The sequence below is a fragment of the Aeromonas sp. 1805 genome (assembly GCF_013085525.1).
Taxonomy (GTDB): Bacteria; Pseudomonadota; Gammaproteobacteria; order Enterobacterales; family Aeromonadaceae; genus Aeromonas; species Aeromonas hydrophila.
Map to the genome: position 1 here is coordinate 1499222 of NZ_CP038515.1, position 18951 is coordinate 1518172.

At 57.2% G+C, this 18951-nt stretch carries 15 protein-coding genes, 4 tRNA genes and 1 pseudogene; 11 read left to right on the forward strand and 9 right to left on the reverse strand.

What is annotated here, in order from left to right; translation table 11 throughout:
- The first annotated feature begins 54 nt into the window (after positions 1 to 54).
- The 5 genes from rpoZ (at position 55) to E5E96_RS07145 (ending at position 5489) form a co-directional block, all read left to right on the forward strand.
- Entirely contained in the window at positions 55 to 330 is a 276-nt protein-coding gene (gene rpoZ / locus E5E96_RS07125; protein ID WP_005307060.1) for a DNA-directed RNA polymerase subunit omega, read from the forward strand.
- A gap of 137 nt (positions 331 to 467) precedes the next feature.
- A complete protein-coding gene (gene spoT / locus E5E96_RS07130; RefSeq protein ID WP_011704079.1) occupies positions 468 to 2585 on the forward strand; it encodes a bifunctional GTP diphosphokinase/guanosine-3',5'-bis pyrophosphate 3'-pyrophosphohydrolase in 2118 nt (705 codons plus the stop codon).
- A gap of 224 nt (positions 2586 to 2809) precedes the next feature.
- Positions 2810 to 3553, forward strand: coding sequence for a tRNA (guanosine(18)-2'-O)-methyltransferase TrmH (gene trmH / locus E5E96_RS07135; RefSeq protein WP_171281828.1), 744 nt, complete (start codon positions 2810 to 2812; stop codon positions 3551 to 3553).
- On the forward strand, positions 3543 to 4583 hold the full coding sequence (locus E5E96_RS07140; RefSeq protein WP_171281829.1) for an alpha/beta fold hydrolase: 1041 nt from the start codon (positions 3543 to 3545) through the stop codon (positions 4581 to 4583). The genes trmH and E5E96_RS07140 overlap by 11 nt, the downstream gene beginning before the upstream one ends.
- A gap of 93 nt (positions 4584 to 4676) precedes the next feature.
- Positions 4677 to 5489 carry a Cof-type HAD-IIB family hydrolase gene (locus E5E96_RS07145; protein ID WP_029305093.1) on the forward strand — a complete coding sequence of 271 codons (813 nt, stop codon included), beginning with the start codon at positions 4677 to 4679 and terminating at the stop codon, positions 5487 to 5489.
- Between the two features lie 83 nt (positions 5490 to 5572).
- Here the strand turns inward: E5E96_RS07145 and E5E96_RS07150 are convergent, their stop codons facing one another.
- The 5 genes from E5E96_RS07150 to E5E96_RS07170 form a co-directional block, all read right to left on the reverse strand.
- The gene (locus E5E96_RS07150) at positions 5573 to 6082 is read right to left on the reverse strand and encodes an RICIN domain-containing protein (RefSeq protein WP_101150428.1); all 510 of its coding nucleotides are present in this window, start codon (positions 6080 to 6082) and stop codon (positions 5573 to 5575) included.
- A gap of 185 nt (positions 6083 to 6267) precedes the next feature.
- Positions 6268 to 6344: transfer RNA gene (locus E5E96_RS07155), tRNA-Pro, on the reverse strand.
- Between the two features lie 73 nt (positions 6345 to 6417).
- Positions 6418 to 6503 (reverse strand) — tRNA-Leu (locus E5E96_RS07160).
- Between the two features lie 20 nt (positions 6504 to 6523).
- A tRNA-His gene (locus E5E96_RS07165) sits at positions 6524 to 6599 on the reverse strand.
- 50 nt (positions 6600 to 6649) lie between these two features.
- Positions 6650 to 6726 (reverse strand) — tRNA-Arg (locus tag E5E96_RS07170).
- A gap of 260 nt (positions 6727 to 6986) precedes the next feature.
- Here E5E96_RS07170 and E5E96_RS07175 point away from each other — a divergent pair.
- The 6 genes from E5E96_RS07175 (at position 6987) to E5E96_RS07200 (ending at position 16591) form a co-directional block, all read left to right on the forward strand.
- Entirely contained in the window at positions 6987 to 7550 is a 564-nt protein-coding gene (locus tag E5E96_RS07175; protein WP_016348886.1) for a TetR/AcrR family transcriptional regulator, read from the forward strand.
- 32 nt (positions 7551 to 7582) lie between these two features.
- Positions 7583 to 8689, forward strand: coding sequence for an efflux RND transporter periplasmic adaptor subunit (locus tag E5E96_RS07180; RefSeq protein ID WP_011704066.1), 1107 nt, complete (start codon positions 7583 to 7585; stop codon positions 8687 to 8689).
- A gap of 15 nt (positions 8690 to 8704) precedes the next feature.
- Positions 8705 to 11785: a multidrug efflux RND transporter permease subunit gene (locus E5E96_RS07185; protein WP_016348885.1), complete on the forward strand. Its 3081-nt coding sequence runs from the start codon at positions 8705 to 8707 to the stop codon at positions 11783 to 11785.
- Positions 11786 to 11907: 122 nt separating this feature from the next.
- A complete protein-coding gene (locus E5E96_RS07190) occupies positions 11908 to 13875 on the forward strand; it encodes an ATP-binding protein (protein ID WP_171279904.1) in 1968 nt (655 codons plus the stop codon).
- A 76-nt stretch (positions 13876 to 13951) separates the two neighbouring features.
- A complete protein-coding gene (gorA, locus tag E5E96_RS07195; protein WP_171281830.1) occupies positions 13952 to 15304 on the forward strand; it encodes a glutathione-disulfide reductase in 1353 nt (450 codons plus the stop codon).
- Positions 15305 to 15601: 297 nt separating this feature from the next.
- On the forward strand, positions 15602 to 16591 hold the full coding sequence (locus E5E96_RS07200; RefSeq protein WP_171281831.1) for a DUF4917 family protein: 990 nt from the start codon (positions 15602 to 15604) through the stop codon (positions 16589 to 16591).
- Positions 16592 to 16639: 48 nt separating this feature from the next.
- On the opposite strand, the gene E5E96_RS07205 is transcribed toward E5E96_RS07200, so the two are convergent.
- From E5E96_RS07205 to E5E96_RS22840, 4 genes and pseudogenes are all read right to left on the reverse strand, one after another.
- A complete protein-coding gene (locus E5E96_RS07205) occupies positions 16640 to 17884 on the reverse strand; it encodes a hypothetical protein (RefSeq protein ID WP_216368108.1) in 1245 nt (414 codons plus the stop codon).
- A 167-nt stretch (positions 17885 to 18051) separates the two neighbouring features.
- A pseudogene (locus tag E5E96_RS22830) lies at positions 18052 to 18282 on the reverse strand (transposase).
- Between the two features lie 23 nt (positions 18283 to 18305).
- Positions 18306 to 18536: a DDE-type integrase/transposase/recombinase gene (locus E5E96_RS22835; RefSeq protein WP_367396507.1), complete on the reverse strand. Its 231-nt coding sequence runs from the start codon at positions 18534 to 18536 to the stop codon at positions 18306 to 18308.
- Positions 18436 to 18765, reverse strand: coding sequence for a transposase (locus tag E5E96_RS22840; protein ID WP_367396508.1), 330 nt, complete (start codon positions 18763 to 18765; stop codon positions 18436 to 18438). Before E5E96_RS22840 ends, E5E96_RS22835 begins: the two co-directional genes overlap by 101 nt.
- Positions 18766 to 18951 lie beyond the last annotated feature (186 nt).

The window sequence follows — 18951 nt, forward strand, 5'->3', positions numbered from 1 at the left end:
CATTTTTAAACACCGCTTTTTTAAACCGAGAAAGCCCAAACACTGGAGTCCTGCATGGCACGCGTTACTGTAGAAGATGCTGTAAAACAGGTAGGTAACCGTTTTGACCTGGTGCTGGTCGCCGCCCGCCGCGCCCGCCAAATCGCGGTTCAAGGCAAAGATCCCCTGGTTGACGAAGAGAACGACAAGCCGACCGTGATCGCCCTGCGCGAGATCGAACTGGGTCTGGTGAACAACCAGGTGATGGACACCCAGGACCGTTACGAGCAGCAAGAGCAGGAAGCCGCCGAGCTGGCTGCCGTTGCTGCCATCGCCGAAGGCCGCGGTTAAGTCAGTTATTTCTTATAGTCGGCGCCCGCCCGGGTGCCGACTGTTCTCCCCCATTTACAACCGCTCGAAAACCTCGCAAACTCAGGACTATACCCTCTATATCCACGGATTGCCGTTTCACCGCTGCGGGGACTGTCTTGTATTTATTTGAAAATCTTAAAGAAATAGCCAGTTCCTACCTGCCACCCGAGCAGGTGGAGAAGCTCAGGCAAGCCTATGTGGTGGCCCGTGATGCTCACCAGGGACAGATGCGTTCCAGCGGCGAGCCCTATATCACCCACCCGGTTGCCGTTGCCCGCATTCTCGGCGACATGCGCCTCGATCATGAAACCCTGATGGCCGCCGTGCTGCACGACGTCATCGAAGATACCCCTGTCACCAAGGCCGATCTGGCCGAACTGTTTGGCGATGCCGTCGCCGAGCTGGTAGCGGGCGTCTCCAAGCTCGACAAGCTGAAGTTTCGCGATCGCAAGGAGGCCCAGGCCGAGAACTTCCGCAAGATGGTGATGGCCATGACCCAGGATATCCGGGTCATTCTGATCAAGCTGGCCGACCGCACCCACAACATGCGCACCCTGGGCTCCCTGCGACCGGACAAACGCCGCCGCATCGCCCGGGAAACCCTCGAAATCTTCGCCCCCATCGCCAACCGCCTCGGTATTCACACCATGAAGAACGAGCTGGAAGAGCTGGGCTTCGAGGCGCTCTACCCCATGCGCTCGCGTGTGTTGCGCGAATCGGTGCGCCGCGCCCGCGGCAATCGCCGCGAAATCATCGACTCCATCCAGAGCGAGATTGAAGGCCGGCTGCGCGAGGCAGGCATCGAATCCCAGGTCAGCGGCCGTGAGAAGAACCTGTTCTCCATCTACAACAAGATGGAGAAAAAAGAGCTGCAATTTCATGAGGTAATGGATATCTACGCCTTTCGTGTGAGGGTGAAGGACATAGATACCTGTTACCGGGTGCTGGGCCAGATGCATAGTCTCTACAAGCCCCGCCCCGGCCGCTTCAAGGATTACATCGCCATTCCCAAGACCAACGGCTACCAGTCGCTACACACCTCCCTGGTGGGGCCGCACGGGGTACCGGTGGAGGTGCAGATCCGCACCGAATTCATGGATCAGATGGCCGATAAGGGCGTCGCCGCCCACTGGGCCTACAAGCAGGATGGCGACAGCTCGGGTACCACCGCCCAGATCCGCGCCCAGCGCTGGATGCAGAGCCTGCTCGAGCTGCAGCAGAGTGCCGGCAGCTCCTTTGAATTTATCGAAGGGGTCAAGACCGACCTCTTCCCCGATGAGATCTACGTGTTCACGCCGGAAGGGCGCATCATGGAGTTGCCCGCCGGGGCCACCCCTGTGGACTTCGCCTACACGGTGCACACCGACATCGGCCACGCCTGCGTCGGTTCGCGGGTCGATCGCCACCCCTATCCGCTGAGCAGCCCGCTGCACTCCGGCCAGACGGTGGAGATCATCACGGCACCGGGGGCTCGCCCCAACGCGGCCTGGCTCAACTTTGTGGTGACCACCAAGGCCCGCTCCAAGATCCGCCAGTTCCTCAAGAACCTGCGTACCGAAGAGTCGGTGGTGCTGGGTCGCCGCCTGCTCAACCATGCGCTCGGCGCCAAAAACATCGAAGACATCCCGGAACCGCGCATCAAGCAGGTGCTGGCCGACACCAAACACGAGAACCTGCAGGGCCTGTTGGCCGACGTGGGCCTTGGCAATGCCATGAGCGTGATGGTGGCGCGCCGTATGCTGGGAGATGAGCTGCCGCCGGAAGAGCAACCCAAGTCCAGCAGCAAGAAGATGCCGATCAAGGGGGCTGACGGCATGCTGGTCACCTTTGCCAACTGCTGCCGCCCGATCCCGGGGGACGCCATCATCGCCCACATCAGCCCGGGCAAGGGCCTGGTTATCCACCAGGAAGCCTGCCGCAACATCAAGGGCTACAGCAAGGAGCCGGACAAGTACCTGCCGGTACAGTGGGAAGTGGACAAGGAGCAGGAACAGGAGTTCCGCACCGGCATCAGCATCGAGATCGTCAACCACCAGGGTGCCCTGGCGGAGCTGGCCAACGTGATTGCCGCCACCGGCGCCAACATTCACGCCATCAGCACCGAGGAGAAGGATGGCCGGGTCTATCTGGTCACCCTGCTCATCACCACCAAGAGCCGGATCCACCTTGCCAACATCATGCGCAAGATCCGGGTGATGCCGAACGTGCTCAAGGTGAGCCGACAGAAAAACTGACCACAGGCGGCGCAAGCCGCCTGCTGCTTTTCAAGAGACAAGCTTGGCCCACCGCCGCAGGCACACCCGTTCGCCTTGGCGAGTGGACAAGCCCGGCTTCGGCAGAACCGGCATGACCGCGGAACGCGTCAAACGAATTTACGACAGGCTGGCCCGGCGCCAGCCCGACTTGATCCTGTGCATGCAAGCGATGCGTGCACACACCTCACGACATAGAAACCGATATGACTCCTGAACGCTTCAAGCGCATCACCGACATGCTGGCCCAGCGCCAGCTCGATCTGACCGTCTGCATGGAAGAGGTCCACAAGCCGCACAACCTAGCCGCCATCGTGCGCACCGCCGATGCCATCGGCATCCATCGGGTGCACGCGGTCTGGCCCAAAACCTGGATCCACAAGCGCAAGGGTACCGCTCGCGGCAGCCAGAACTGGGTGGACGTGAAGCTGCACCCGGACATCGGCAGCGCAGTGGCCGAGCTGAAAGCCTCCGGCATGCAGATCCTGGCGACCCACCTCTCCGACAGCTCGGTGGATTTTCGCGCCATCGACTACACCAAGCCCACCGCCATCCTGGTGGGTCAGGAGAAGCACGGCATCGGCGAAGAGGCGCTGGCCCTGGCCGATCACCATATCGTCATCCCCATGGTGGGCATGGTGCAGTCCCTCAACGTCTCGGTGGCCGCCGCCGCCATCCTCTATGAGGCCCAGCGCCAGCGCGAACTGGCCGGCTGCTACCAGCGCGGCTGCCCGCTCGACCTGGAGGAGCAGAACAGCATACTGTTCGAGGGGGGCTACCCCATCTATGCCCAGCTCTGCAAAGAGAAAGAGATGCCCTACCCCCAGCTCGGCCCGGCCGGCGAAATCCAGGCGGACGAGCAGTGGTGGCAGCAGATGCAGCTGACGCGCAAAGGATGGGCCGCCCAGCAATCGGATGATCCTTCGGAAGAGTACGCTGATGAAGCTTAACCACCTGCCCCTGCTGGCCCTGACCCTGTTTTCTGCCGGAGCCCTCGCCGTGAACAATCCCTATCAGCTGACGCCGGAAGCCGACGTCGCCACCCTTCATCAGCAGACCCTGCCCGACTTCTGGCGCCGGCACGCCGTCGAGAGCGCCTTCAAGGGCAAGGACGGGGTCACCATCCGCTATGCCGCCCTGCGCCAGGCCAAGGTCGATCGCGCCATCCTCATCGTCAACGGCCGGGTCGAAAGCTACCTCAAGTATCAGGAGCTGGCCTGGGATCTGTGGCGTCAGGGCTACAGCCTCTACCTCATCGATCACCGCGGCCAGGGCTTGTCCGATCGGCTGCTGGCCGACCAGGAGAAGGGATATGTCGACCAGTTCGACGATTATGTGCTCGATCTCAAGCAGTTTCATGACGAGGTGATCGCCCAGGACCAGCCCGCCAAGCTGTTTCTGCTGGCCCACTCCATGGGCGGCGCCATCTCGGCCCGCTATCTGGAGCGCTGGCCCGATGATATCGAGGCGGCCGTGCTCTCCTCCCCCATGATGGGCATCAATCTCGGCGGCCTGCCCAAGTGGCTGGCCAAGGGGCTGGCGGCCACCATCGGCACGGTCGGCGGCTGGCTGGGTGAGCCTCCCTATGGCCCGGGCCAGGGCCCGTACGAGAGCCACGACTTTGCCGACAACGGTCTGAGCCACAGCGAAGCCCGCTATCAGGCCTTTCGCGAGCTCTATGAGCAGCGCCCGCAGATCAAGCTGGGAGGCGCCACTGCCCACTGGATCTATCAGGGGCTGACGGGGGCTGACGCCGCAGTGGCCGAGGCCGGTGCCATCAAGACGCCGCTGCTGCTGCTGCAGGCCGGTGACGACGGCGTGGTGGACAACGCCGCGCAGGACGCCTTCTGTGCGCTCGCTCGCTGCGAGGGAGGCAAGCCGCTGCGCATAGAAGGGGCCTGGCACGAGCTGTTCATGGAGGCCGATCCCCAGCGCCAGGCCGCGCTCAACGCGACTCTAGCCTTCTTCGCACGCTACTAGCGGCTGGTTATTTTTTGTATCCCTAAATAAATGGGGTCGCGGGAGCGGTTGCTGTACACTGCTCCCGCTTTCATTCGTAACCCCGAGGTGATGATGTATAAGGTCGTTGTATCCGATCTCGATGGCACCCTGCTCAACGGGCAGCACCAGATCTCCCCCCGCACCCGCGATACCCTGCACCGTCTGGTGGATCAGGGGATCAAGTTCGTGGTGGCCACCGGCCGTCACCATGTGGATGTGCGCAGCATCCGCGACACGCTCGGGCTCGACATCTATCTCATCACCTCCAATGGCGCCGTGGTGCACGACAAGCAGGATCAGCTGATCTTCAACCAGGCCCTGCCGGACAGCGTGGCGGCCGAGCTGATCGCGCTGGAGCGCGACCCCTCCATCCATATCAACCTCTACTACGGCGACGAGTGGCTGGTGGAAGAGGAGATGCCCTGGCTGCTGCAATTCCATCATGAATCCGGCTTCAGCTATCGCCTGACCGATCTCGCCAGCCACCCGCTGGACAAGGTCAACAAGGTGTTTTACATCGGCGAGCACGAGAAGCTGCTGCAGATCGAGGCAGAGCTGAACCAGCGTTATGGTGATCGGCTCAACGTCACCTTCTCCCTGCCGGACTGTCTCGAGGTGATGCACGCCGGGGTGCACAAGGGCAATGCCGTGCGCGCCGTGCTGGAGCAGCACGGGCTGGAGATGTCCCAGGCGGTGGCCTTTGGCGACGGCATGAACGACTTCGAGATGCTGAGCATGGTCGGCCGCGGCGTGGTGATGGGCAATGCCCACGACCGGCTCAAGCTGGCGCTGGCCAATCACGAACAGACCCTGAGCTCCGACGAGGATGGTGTCGCCGTCTATCTGGAGCAGTTGTTCGCCCTGCAGGGCGTCAACGTCGCCTGATGCTTCTGAACCTCATGGATACACGCCTCGGGCGTATCCATGAGGTTCGCATCCGCTAAATTCCCTTCTTGTTGCCTGACGCCCTACCAGATGAGGCTTTTCAGGTTCAGCTTGTCGAACATGCTGCCCTTGTTTTGCCATGCGAAGCTCTGGTTGGCCCCACCGAAACAGTCGGCCAGCCGCAGCGGGGTGCCCGGCTTGTGACGACGGCCGGCCACATCCAGACAGCGGTCAGCCTTGCTGTTGAACAGCCGATCTTCCTGCCACTGCCATTGCCGGCTCTCATCCTGGCACTCGGCCATGGTCAGCTCGCTCACCCCTTTGGCCACCAGGCAACGCTGGTCAAGCTGCAAGGCACCGGCATCCCAGCTGAACTGCTGGCGAACAGTCTGGTCGCAAGGCTGGGTGATCAGCTGATTGTGGTCATTGAGGGCCACGCAGAATCCGGCATCGGTTACCAGCGCAGAGGTGGCAATACTCTGCATGGGGGCAGCCCCCATCAGGATCTCGTCGGGTTTGGGTTTGTATGAGCAGCCGCTGAGGGCCACGACAACCAGCGCCAGTGTACTGACGCGAAAAGAATTTGGGTGCATATGACATGTTGGCCTGAATTGTGTTCAATAACGCCCACTTGCCGTGGGTCTGCGTCCCAGCATACCCGAAGCGACAGCGAGAAAGTGCCAACAGAAATGTAAACAGAGGTGACAGAAACCTGCGGCTACAGGCTGGCAGACGACAGAAAGCAAAAAACCCCGCCTGAGCGGGGTTTTTCAGAATGTGGTCGGTGATAAAGGATTCGAACCTTTGACCCTCTGGTCCCAAACCAGATGCGCTACCGGGCTGCGCTAATCACCGAGGCTTTAAAAAAAGCTTTCTTTTCAAAACACAAAGACGACCATGAACGGTCATCCTCGTCATACAGCAAGTATGGTGCGAAGAGAGGGACTCGAACCCTCACACCCGGGGGGCACTAACACCTGAAGCTAGCGCGTCTACCAATTCCGCCACCTTCGCATACCTGACAAGCTGTAAAATGGGGTGGCTGATGGGGCTCGAACCCACGACAACCGGAATCACAATCCGGGACTCTACCAACTGAGCTACAGCCACCACAGCTGTTTTCGTTCTTCAACTCGCCCGCTTAACCGGCGCACTTTTGATGGTGCGCCCGACAGGATTCGAACCTGTGACCTCTGCCTCCGGAGGGCAGCGCTCTATCCAGCTGAGCTACGGGCGCTACGCTGTCGAACGGGGCGCAATATTAATGATGGGGACCCACCTTGTCTACTATTTTTTTATCCCACAGAATCAACCGCTTGTTTTTCCATCGTTTCTGGCTTTTTTTAAGCGTTTTTGTTTCATTCAGGCTGGATCCAGCCCCGCTCCGCTACTTTTGGCTCCCCCCACATAGCAATCCGATGATGGGCAAAACTTGACTTGCCTCAAAGCCCCCCTAGAATGAATGAACGTTCATTCAGTCGTTGTGATCATCCCGTCATGAACAAGAAAGAACGCATTTTCGATGCGGCTCATGAAGTACTCGGCGAACAGGGTTTCCACGGTCTCTCCATTGCCGTGGTGGCCAAGAAAGCCAGGGTGGCGGCAGGCACCATCTATCGCTATTTCAGCGACAAGGATGACCTGATCCGCCAACTCTATCGGCACACCATCCTCCAGTGTCATCCCCTGGTCATGGAAGGCGTGCAGACAGAGGAGGTATCGTTCGAACAATTTCGGCGTTTGTGGCTCAACATCCACGCCATCTTTGTCGACGAACCGAACGCGCTCAAATGCAAATTGCAGTATGAAACGTCCCCGCTGGGAGCAGAGCTGGAGCAGGACCCGGTCATCAAGGCTGCCTGGGCCCCGCTGGATCGCTTCTTCGAACGGGGCCTGGAACAGGGTCTGTTTATCGACCTGCCCGTCCGGGTACTGCAGGTGCTGAGCCTGGATTGCGTGGCAAATATGGCGCTGCAAAGCCAGGTGCACCAATTCGAACTGACGCAAGACCAGCTGGAAGCCGTGATCCGGGCCTGCTGGCGAGCTATTTTGACCCCTTAAACATTGCACTCATATCTCAGGAGCGAGAGTTCATGAAAAAGTGGATGAGCATCATGTTGCTCATCGCGCTGGCCCTGTTCGGCAGCGTGATTGGCTTCAACCTGTTCAAGCAAAAGATGATAGCCAACTACATGGCCAACATGCCGGAGCCCGAGTTTCCGGTCACCACCCACAAGGTGGAGACCCGCGACTGGGTGCCGACCATCGAGGCCATCGGTTTCATCGAACCCAACCAGGGGGTAACCCTGTCAACCGAGCAATCCGGCACCATCGACAGCATCTCCTTCGAGTCGGGTGATACCGTCAAGCCGGATCAGCTGCTGCTGAGCCTGGATGCCAGCGTCGAGAAGGCCAACCTGCGTGCCTCCATGGCCAAGCTGCCGGCGGCCAAGGCCAAGTTCGATCGCTATCAGAACCTGTTCACCAAGGGATCCATCTCCCGCGACCAGCTGGACGACACCGAGGCGACCTACCGCTCCCTCGAGGCCGATATCGAGAGTCTGAAATCAACCATCGCCCGCCGCGAAGTGCGTGCACCGTTTGCCGGCGTAGTCGGCCTGCGCAACGTCTTCCTCGGTCAGTACCTGCAACCGGGTACCGACATCGTCCGGCTGGAAGACACCAGCGTGATGCGCCTGCGCTTCACCGTGCCGCAGACCGATATCTCCCGCATTCGCCTGAATCAGGACATCCTGATCAACGTGGATTCCTACCCGCATCGCCAGTTCAAGGGCCACATCAGCGCCATCGAGCCGGCCGTCAACTACCAGAGCGGCCTGATCCAGGTGCAGGCGGACATCCCCAACAACGACGGCCAGCTGCGCTCCGGCATGTTTGCCCGCGCCAGCATTCTGCTGCCGGCCCAGAAGGACCAGATCGTGCTGCCGCAGACCGCCATCACCTTCACCCTGTATGGCGAGAACGTCTACCTGGTCAAGGAAAAGGATGGCGTGAAGCGCGTCGAGCAGGTGGTGGTCAAGGTCAGCGAGCGCAAGGGCAACGATGCGCACGTGGTCTCCGGCATCAAGGCGGGTGACGAAGTGGTCATGTCCGGCCAGGTACGCCTGAGCAACGGCGCCAAAGTGAAAATTGTGCAGGACCAGGGCCTGAAGGTTCCGGACCAGGTTCCCATGCTGTAAAACGCGGAGAGACAGATGCGCTTTACCGATATATTCATCAAGCGGCCCATCCTGGCCATCTCGATCAGCTTTCTGATCGCGTTGCTGGGTGTCCAGGCCGTGTTCAAGATGCAGGTGCGGGAATACCCCGAGATGACCAACACGGTCGTCACGGTCAGCACCAGCTACTATGGCGCGAGTGCCGACCTGATCCAGGGCTTCATCACCCAGCCACTGGAACAGGCCATCGCCCAGGCGGACAACATCGACTTCATGACGTCGTCCACCCAGCTCGGCAGCTCGACCATCACTGCCTACATGAAGCTCAACACCAACCCGAATGCGGCCCTGTCCGACATTCTGGCCAAGGTCAACTCGGTACGTTCCCAGTTGCCGAAGGAGTCGGAAGATCCCTCGGTGACCATGTCGACCGGCTCGACCACGGCGGTGCTCTACATCGGCTTTACCAGCCCAGAGCTCAACGCCAGCCAGATCACCGACTACCTGGAGCGGGTCATCAAGCCCCAGCTCTTCACCGTCGGCGGCGTCTCCAAGGTCGACATGTACGGTGGTACCAAGTACGCCCTGCGGGTGTGGCTGGATCCGGCCAAGATGGCGGCGTTCAACCTGACCGCCGCGGACGTGATGAGCGTGCTCAACAGCAACAACTATCAGTCCGCCACCGGTCAGGCCACCGGCTACTTCACCCTCTATAACGGCAATGCCGAGACCCAGGTCAACACCACCGAGGAGCTCGAGCGCCTGGTGGTGGCCACCCGTGACAGCAAGGTGATCCGTCTGGCAGACATCGCCAAGGTCAGCCTGGAGAAGAGCCACGATACCTATCGCGCCACCGCCAACGGCCGCGAGGCCGTGGTACTGGCCATCAACGCGGCACCGACCGCCAACCCGATCAACATCGCCCACGACGTGCTGGAGATGCTGCCGAGCCTGAAGAGCAACATGCCGAGCACCATGGAGGCCAACGTCCTCTATGACTCGACCGTTGCCATCAACGAGTCGATCAGCGAGGTGATCAAGACCATCGCCGAGGCAGCCGCCATCGTGCTGGTGGTGATCACCCTGTTCCTTGGTTCGTTCCGGGCGGTCATCATCCCGATTATCACCATTCCCCTCAGCCTGATCGGGGTGGTGATGGTGATGCAGATGTTCGGCTTCTCCATCAACCTGATGACCCTGCTGGCCATGGTGCTGGCCATCGGTCTGGTGGTGGATGACGCCATCGTGGTGCTGGAGAACGTGGATCGCCACGTCAAGGAGGGGGAAGAACCGTTCCGGGCCGCCATCATAGGCACCCGCGAAATCGCCGTACCGGTCATCGCCATGACGGTTACCCTGGCCGCCGTGTATGCGCCGATCGCCCTGATGGGGGGCATCACCGGCTCCCTGTTCAAGGAGTTTGCCCTCACCCTGGCCGGTGCCGTGTTCGTGTCGGGCATCATAGCGCTGACCCTGTCGCCCATGATGTGCGCCAAGATGCTCAAGGCCAACGAGGAGCCTGGCAAGTTCGAGAGCAAGGTGCATCACCTGCTCGACCGCATGACGGTCCGCTACGATGCCATGCTGCACGCCGTGATGCAGAAGCGCATCGTGGTGGTGCTGTTCGCCGTCATCGTCTTCGCCAGCCTGCCGATGCTGTTCAAGTTCATTCCGAGCGAACTGGCACCGAACGAAGACAAGGGCGTCATGGCCGTGCTGGGTACCGCCCCCTCCAACGTCAACCTGGACTACATCCAGGGCACCATGGAGCAGGTGAACAAGGTGCTGGACGAACAGCCGGAAGTGGCCTTCTCCCAGGTCTTCTCCGGGGTGTTCAACGCCAACCAGGCGTTCGGTATCGCCTCCATGGTGCCATGGAGCCAGCGTGAAGCGAGCCAGAAAGAGGTGCTGGAACGGGTTGGCAAGCTGGTCGAGAACGTGCCCGGCATGTCCATCACCACCTTCCAGTTCCCGGAATTGCCGGGTGCCTCGAGCGGCCTGCCGATCCAGTTCGTCATCACCACGCCGAACAACTTCGAGAGCCTCTATCAGGTGGCGAGCGAAATCCTGACCGCAGCCCAGGGGAGCGGACGCTTCGTCTACTCCGAGCTGGACCTGCAGTACGACTCCGCCACCATGAAGATCAAGATCGACAAGGACAAGGCGGGTGCCTACGGCATCACCATGCAGGACATCGGCATCACCCTGGGCACCATGATGTCGGACGGTTACGTCAACCGGATCGACCTGGATGGCCGCTCCTACGAGGTGATCCCGCAGGTCGAGCGCAAATACCGCCTCAACCCCGAATCGATCAAGGGCTACTACGTGCGGGCGGCCGATGGCCAGTCCATCCCGCTCGGCAGCCTGATCAGCATCGAGGTGGTCGGTGAGCCGCGCGCCCTGCCCCACTTCAACCAGCTCAACTCGGCCACCATAGGTGCCGTGCTGATGCCGGGCACCACCATGGGCAACGCCATCGCCTGGCTGGATGCCACCGCCAGCGAGAAGCTGCCGCAGGGTTACCGTTACGACTACATGGGTGAAGCCCGCCAGTTCGTGACCGAAGGCAGCGCCCTGTACGCCACCTTCGCCCTGGCGCTGGCCATCATCTTCCTGGTACTGGCGATCCAGTTCGAGTCGGCCCGCGACCCGCTGGTGATCATGGTCTCCGTGCCGCTGGCCATCAGTGGCGCCCTGATCGCGCTGGCCTGGGGTGCCGCCACCATGAACATCTACTCCCAGGTGGGTCTGATCACCCTGGTCGGCCTGATTACCAAGCACGGTATCCTGATCTGCGAGGTGGCCAAGGAGGAGCAACTGCTGCACGGTCGCAACCGGATGGAAGCCGTGATGGCCGCCGCCAAGGTGCGTCTGCGCCCCATCCTGATGACCACGGCCGCCATGATCGCCGGTCTCATCCCGCTGCTCTATGCAACAGGGGCCGGGGCAGCCCAGCGCTTCAGCATCGGCATCGTGATCGTGGCCGGTCTGGCCATCGGTACCCTGTTCACCCTGTTCGTGCTGCCGGTGATCTACACCTACCTGGCCTCCGAACACAAACCGCTGCCGGTGTTTGACGAATCCATTCCGCCCAAGGCGAAAGGGAGTCATTAAAAACCGTTCTTAATCAACAAGGCCCCGTTTCGGGGCCTTGTTTTTATCACGCTAACGAAACACGACATAAGTGCATGAAGCAGTTAAACTAAATGGCAATATATCCAGACCGCAAGGACGCCATGTCAGGACTCTTCTCCAAGACCGCTAAGGCCGTCGGCCGTAACGGACTCTCATACCGCCTGCTCTCCTACATTCTGGTGTGCAGTACCGTATTGGCGATGATCATTACGGTGTTGCAGCTTGCCTGGGATTACCGCAAGGACGTGGCCGTGATCGAGGACAGCATCGGCCAGATCGAGGCTTCCTTCCTGCAGCCCATCGCCGCCAGCCTGTGGAACCTGGACGAAGAGCAGGTCAAGGTACAGATCGAAGGCATCATGAACCTGCCCAACATGCAGTTCGTGATGGTGAAGGAGATGCTCGGCAACTCGGAAGTGCCGCTGCTGACCCAGGGGGTGGAGCGGGAAAGCTACGACATCTCCCGCGAGTTCAACCTCACCTATCAGGGCGAGGTGGTAGGCAAGCTGTTTGTCGCCGCCTCCCTTGAGCAGATCTACCAGCGCCTCATCGAGAAATCGGTGCTGATCATGGTCAGCCAGACCATCAAGACCCTGGTGGTCTCGTTCTGTATCCTGATCATCATCTACTACCTGGTGGTGCGGCACCTCAACCGCATCGCCAACTATGCCCAGAAGTTCAATCTGGACCGGCTGGCCATCGAGCTGACCCTGGAGGGGCGCCCCCTGCCCCGCAAGAAACCCGACGAGCTCGACACCCTGGTCGCCACCCTCAACCAGATGCGTACCCGGCTGAACGACGAATTTGCGGCGCGCCATCAGGCCGCCGAGCAGCTGCAACAGGAGCGGGACTTCTCCGCCACCCTGATCAACTCTGCCAACATGGTCATCTGCTGCATGGAGCCGGACCTCAACATCGCCAGCATCAACCCGGCAGCCATTCTGCTGACCGGCTACCACCAGCAGGAGATACTGCAGCACAACTGGCTGGATCTGTTCGTCAGCAAGGCCCAGCGCGATGAGCTGGCGGCCACCCTGGCCGATCACGGCTCCATCGAGGACAAAGAGGTCATCATGCATGACCAGCAGGGCCACGAGCTGGTGCTGCAGTGGACCTTCGCCCCCTTCTACGAAGGGCCCAACCTCAAGTATCTGATCGGCTTTGGCTACGACATCACCCGCCTCAAGAAGGTGGAGCGGGAGATCATCCAGCTCAACGAACAGCTGGAGGGCAAGGTGGTGGAGCGCACCCGCAGCCTGAGCGATGCCAACGACCAGCTGGGCAAGGCCTACGACGACCTGAAACAGGCCCAGCAGACCCTGGTGGAATCGGAGAAGATGGCCTCCCTCGGTTCGCTGGTGGCCGGTGTAGCCCACGAGATCAACACCCCCATCGGCATCAGCGTGACTGCCTCTTCCTACCTGCAGGAGCGGGTGGCCGACTTCAAGCAGCACATCGACTCCAAGCAGCTGTCGCGCTCCTATCTCACCGAATTTACCGTCAACCTCGACGAATCCATGCAGCTGCTGCAGGGCAACCTGCGCCGCGCCTCGGAGCTCATTGCCAGCTTCAAGCAGGTGGCGGTGGATCAGTCGTCCGAGGCACGCTACAACTTCAGCCTCGCCGACAACCTGCACCAGGTGGTGGTCTCCCTCGGCCACAAGCTGAAGAAGGCCCAGTGCGAGGTGGATATCCAGTGCGATCCCAAGCTGTCGATCTTCTCCTTCCCTGGCAGCTTCACCCAGATCTATTCGAACCTGATCCTCAACTCCATCAACCACGGCTTCGACAACTGGGACAAACCCAAGAAGATCACCATCAAGGTGGAACAGCAGGGCGAAGAGCTGCTGATCGACTACAGCGACAATGGCCGCGGCATCCCGCCCGAGATCTTGCCGCGCATCTTCGACCCCTTCGTCACCTCCAAGCGGGGCCAGGGCGGCAGCGGGCTCGGTACCCACATCATCTACAACCTGGTGGTGCAGCTGCTGCGCGGTCGCATCAACTGCGTCAGCGAGCCGGACAACGGCGCCCAGTTCCATATTCGCCTGCCGATCCAACATAACTGAGCGCTGGCTCTTGTGAGCCAGCCGCTTTATCCCCATCATGCTGTGATTGCATTCTTAATGAGCGGAGAACCTCGCAATGGCACAGCATTTTGACTATATCGCCATCGGCGGCGGCAGCGGCGGCATCGCCTCGGCCAACCGGGCTGCCATGTACGGTAAGAAAGTTGCCCTGATTGAAGCCAAAGAGTTGGGTGGAACCTGCGTCAACGTCGGCTGCGTGCCGAAGAAGGCCATGTGGTATGCCGGCCAGATCGCCGATGCCCTGAAATATGGCGCCGACTACGGCTTCGACACCACCCTCAACCACTTCAACTGGGCCAAGCTGGTCGAGTCCCGCCAGGCCTACATCGGCCGCATTCATCAGTCCTACCAGAACGTGCTGGGCAAGAACCAGATCACTGTCATCAAGGGCTTCGCCCGCTTCGTCAGCAGCAACACCATCGAAGTGAATGGCGAGCAGTACAGCGCCGATCACATCCTGATCGCCACCGGTGGCCGCCCTGAAGTGCCGGCCATCCCGGGTGCCGAGCTGGGTATCGATTCCGACGGCTTCTTCGAGCTGCAGAGCCAGCCCAAGCGGGTTGCCGTGGTTGGTGCCGGCTATATCGCGGTGGAGATCGCCGGCGTGATGCAGGCGCTCGGCTCAGAGACCCATCTGGTGGTGCGCAAACACGCGCCGCTGCGCAACTTCGACCCCATGATCCACGAGACTCTGGTGGAGATCATGGCGCAGGAAGGGCCCAAGCTGCACACCCACGCCATTCCGAAAGCCGTGGTCAAGAACGCCGATGAGAGCCTGACCCTGCAGCTGGAAGATGGTCGCCACCTCACCGTCGACTGCCTGATCTGGGCCATCGGCCGCGTTCCGGCCACCGACAACCTCAATCTGGCCGCCGCCGGTATCACGCTTGACGAGCAGGGCTTTATCCCGACCGACAAGTTCCAGAACACTGCCGTCGCCAACGTCTATGCCGTCGGTGACAACACCGGCCGCATCCAGCTCACCCCGGTGGCTGTTGCGGCGGGCCGTCGTCTCTCCGAGCGGCTGTTCAACAACAAGCCAAACGAGCACCTCAACTACGATCTGGTGCCAACCGTGGTGTTCAGCCACCCGCCCATCGGCACCATCGGCCTGACCGAGCCGGAAGCCATCGCCGAATACGGTGAAGATCAGGTCAAGGTCTACCGCAGCCAGTTCACCGCCATGTACTCGGCGCTGACCCAGCATCGCCAGCCCACCCGGATGAAGCTGGTCTGCGTCGGGCCGGAAGAGAAGGTGGTCGGCCTGCACGGCATCGGCTTCGCCATGGACGAGATCCTGCAAGGCTTCGGCGTCGCCATGAAGATGGGCGCTACCAAGGCAGACTTCGACAACTGCGTCGCCATCCATCCGACCAGCGCGGAAGAGTTTGTTACTATGAGGGGTTAATGCCGAAACCCCATCTACATACATTTGTACTGTAGAAAAACTGAGAGGCCAGAGCATCGTTCTCTGGCCTTCATTTATCAACTCATCGATACACTGCCTCTTCTAACACGTATTTGCCCTACAAAAAGTTATCTGAATTACACACATCTACATCGATTGTTAGATGAGTCGTTGTAGCATTAGTTAATGCTTAACTCTGTCAGAAAACGTTACAGATCGTTTTGTGTGTGGTTGATTGTGTAGACCGGATTGTTTTAAAAGAATAGAGTTGTATAAAACACACAAAGAGATACGTCAGTGCCACTACAAACTTTTGAAGACACCCTAGAACAGCTAGAAGCAGGGGAACAGCCATCAATACTACTCGCAAATGGTTTTTCTAGGGCATGGAACAATAGAACGTTTAACTATGAAAATTTGTTCGATGAAGCCAACTTTAGAGATAGCAACCATGAGCTGAGAGAAGTGTTTGACCGTTTCGAGACTTTTGATTTTGAAAAGGTGATGCATGCGCTGCAATCAGCAGAGCAAGTCTGCGAAACTTATGGCGTAAACAGGAACATCATCCAACAGATTCAAGATGATCAAGAACAGTTAAAAGACTCGCTAATAGAGGTGATAGCTAATACTCACCCTCATCGGCCTGGCTTGATTACTGATGATAGATTCACATCTACCAGAAGATTCCTTACCTGCTTTTCTAATATCTTCTCTCTCAATTACGACCTGCTTTTGTATTGGGCTATAAATAAGTCGAATCTACCTCCATTTAGGCCACATAGATGGTGTGGTATGAAAGATGGTTTTAATGGAAATGAATGGCAACAGCGCACGCAAAACTTACATTTTCTGCATGGTGGTCTACATCTCTATAATAACGAGAAAGGTATTTATAAACGAGTCTACGACCAAGAGGATTGGGATGCGATCGTTGACCAAGTAAGACGATGGCTAGATGCAGGCGAATTTCCCCTTTTTGTATCTGAGCCCACTTATCAAAGGAAGCTCGAGAAAATTAAACATAGCCCATATCTAAATGCTTGCTATCAAGCATTAGGTGAGCTGCGAGGTACACTTTACATTCATGGTCATTCAATTGCAGAGAATGACCGACATATATTCGATCAAATTAATAGAAGTAGAGTTAACAAGGTTCTCATCAGTATCTTTGGTGATGAAAATCAAGAGTGGAACCGAGAGGCAATGGTGAATGCAGATAGATTTCTTGTCCGTGATATAGACATAGAATTCTATGATGCAGCAACAGCACCTATTTGGCAGCAGTAAATAAACTAGTGCCTCTGAACGCTGAACAGAGAGGTAAATTGTTTCTTGTTAGCGAATAACCATTCCAATGATACTGCCCAACTGTGGCAACCAAGAATAGATGATATTGCCTGCAACCCCTTCAAGTGGTCCCTTTAGCAGCGATAGGAACTCAGTTGCCAGTTTGGGATTACCCATATGGAGCCGCTTAACTATTCGCTCTAGTTCTTCTTTTTGAACATCCGCCGCACGCTCATCGAGCTTTTTTGCTAAACCTAACAACTCCAATTCAACATCACTATTGCTACCATATTTATCTATCAGCTTAGACACCTGATCTTGAGCAATACGGTGTGAAGTTATGCTCTCAGATATCATGTGTTTAAGGTCTGCAACCTGTTCTTCTAGGCTAAAGATTCGTTGGTCATAATTAGACTTGGTTAGTGCCAGAATACTCTGTTGGTGCTTCACTTCCATAGCTGCCATATCTAGCTTATTTTGAAGTGACAGTAACTGAACCTGGTCTGTCATAAGTTGCTCTGGCTGGCGAGTACCATTGAGGACTTCACCATACTCATTAAGTAAAGCTTCAACCTTGTGCTCAGTACCTGCAGCAGACTTAATCCTAAGCCTAACTTTCTCACCATCTTGCTCAATGGAAACTTTGCTATTCGCTTCCGAGCACCTCTGTTTAAGCACTTCACTAAAGTAAGAAAGTAGCCCAACGCCAGCCTGTATCTGGTGAGGTTCAAATGTGATAGTTCTACGGATTACCTTATCTGAATCGATAACCTCAATATCAGAGTAATCATAAGAACAGCCCAGAATCAGAAAGCTATTTCCTTCAACAATATCAAGGTACTGTATTCGCTGAACTACATAATCGAAGCTCATACGGAAAGAGCTGTCCTTTCCAACATCCAAGGGCATTATTAAGACTGGAATGAGACCCAAAGAAGATGCAGATTTAGACCTAAAAGTTACCCAACTATCTAAGCTTGTAGGTATATTCATTCCAATATCTATTGCAACCTCACTTTTCAAAGCTCCCATTTGGATCATATTCGGCTTAGATGGAGCGGCTTTGAATTCTTTGAAACTTGCTCGGACTCCAAACGCATAGTTTCGACACCGCCACTCCATATCGCTCAGGTTGCTTAAAACACCATCTTTCATTTCTTTTATAGAGTCGACATATCCCAAGTTAGCTAAAGCCACTTGCAACTCTGACAACTCGGTTGCGTTGTTTTCCCGCAACATTTCCCAAGCGCAACCTACATTAAAAACTTTATTGACATACAAGCGAACCCCCAATTAAACTCATCCTTTCAAATATGATAACCAACTGACTAAATAGTTTGCTATCTAGTTCTGAAATATCAGATCTGACTCACACTAAAATATGATCCAAATCGATCTGAGCGTGACCTTTCTCTGTGATTAGTACCAATCTCTTGATGAGTTTTTCCAGCTTATGCTGCTTACTTGGTATACGCAACAGGCAGCATATAGTTCAGTGGACTATGTGGGCGAACATGGTTGTAGTGTTCACGCCATAGCTCGATTTCGTATCTGGCTTAGCCCAAAGTTCTGAACCAATGCTGGTTCAGACATTCATTCCTTAATTTGCCATTCGGACTTTCCAAAAAGGTGCTTTGTGTGGGTTTTCCTGGCTGGATAAACCTAGTATCACACCGGTTTCCTTGCTTCAGAAAGACATCGCCTTGCTAGTAAATTATGTCCCATAGTCGCAGGTAACCTTGTTGGGTTTGCCTCGATCTTCCATCAATTGGTCCAAGAATCTGGCGACCAGCTTACCACTAATGGCAACAGAAACTAATTGACTGACCATTTCCCGCGAATAATCATCCACGATATTCAGTACTCGAAAGCGGTGACCACTGCTGAGTGGCTCTGACACAAAGTCCATAGACCAACATTGATTGGATACCGTTGGCACTTCCATGGGCTGCTTTGGCCGGGTTAGCTTCTTCGTCCTGACCTGCAAGCCTTCCTCCGTGTAACTCCCTCAGCCGCTTCGCTTCGTTCACTTTCAGCCAGGCATACTTGCTACGCCAGTTATAGAAAGTGCACGTAGATCTGCCCATTTCACGGCAAATGTCATCAACTTTTACCCCTGCCTCATGCTGTTTCATGGCCTTGATGACTTGTTCTTCGGTGTAACGTTTCTTCATGTTGAAATATCCATTAGCTCCAGCGTATTGGAAATCTCATCAATGTCATGGTCTTAAGTTCGGGGAAAGGTCAATCTTTCTCCTCCCCCAAATAGCGCCCGCACCTGCTTTTTTACGCCGATTTTACGCCAGCCAAATCGGGCTTTATGGCGCCTTTACGCCCGTTTTACATACCCTTTCAGCGTC